The sequence below is a fragment of the Dolichospermum sp. UHCC 0259 genome, assembly GCF_009711935.1.
Taxonomy (GTDB): domain Bacteria; phylum Cyanobacteriota; class Cyanobacteriia; order Cyanobacteriales; family Nostocaceae; genus Dolichospermum.
In genome coordinates, this window is record NZ_VIKX01000136.1 from 1 (window position 1) to 1,001 (window position 1,001).

At 43.0% G+C, this 1,001-nt stretch carries 1 pseudogene; it reads left to right on the top strand.

From position 1 onward, the window contains the following. Window positions 1-122: 122 nt before the first annotated feature. Window positions 123-944, top strand: a pseudogene (locus FJR05_RS10915) (M16 family metallopeptidase); the annotation flags it as partial. Window positions 945-1,001: the final 57 nt, after the last annotated feature.

Consider the following 1,001-nt stretch of genomic DNA (forward strand, 5'->3'; position numbering starts at 1 on the left):
TGAGCTTTCAGGTATCCTTTTTTCTATCATACTTTCTGCATGAAGGAAATCCCTGGTTTTCCTGTCAAAATTAACACACTAGGTTGAAGCTATAAAAATTGTCAAAACAACTAACTAACAACGTGTTTCCCGGTTCAGTTATCAAATTAGATAATGGCTTGACATTCATTCACCAAGAGATAGCCACTACACCTGTAGTGGTAGCTGACGTTTGGGTGCGTGCGGGAACTAACCTAGAACCAGAACCTTGGTTTGGAATGGCACATTTTCTAGAACACATGATTTTTAAGGGTACACCAAACCTGTTGCCTGGAGAATTTGATTATCACATCGAAAAAATTGGTGGGGTGAGTAATGCCGCAACTAGCCACGATTACGCCCATTATTCCATTACAACTGCGGCTAATCACCTGGAGCATACTCTACCCCATTTAGGGGAATTACTCCTGAATGCAGCCATTCCTGACGATGAATTTATCAGAGAACGGGATGTGGTGCTAGAAGAAATCCGTTCTTACAATGATGATCCTGACTGGGTGGGTTTTCAATCTCTTGTGAAAAATGTTTACCAACATCACCCTTATGGACGTTCTGTGCTGGGGACTGAACCAGAATTAATGCAGCATTCCCCAGAAGCTATGCGCTGCTTTTATCGCACTCACTACCAACCAGAAAATATGACTGTGGTTGTGGTGGGGGGGATTGGTGAAAAAGCTGCGCGGGAGTTGGTAAACCGGACATTTGCAAATTTTCCTCAACGGGATAATTGTCCCCAATTTACCAAAGTTACAGCACCGGTAATTAAAGGAATTCGTCGTCATGAGTTAATTTTACCTAGACTAGAACAAGCACGGTTAATGATGGGTTGGAAAGTTCCGGGTGCGGAACAATTGCGGGCTGTTCATGGTTTAGAATTATTATCAGCACTGTTAGGAGCAGGGAGAATGTAACTGTTCACACTCCCCCACTAAAAAGGAATTAGGAAGTAACAGGGATAGGAG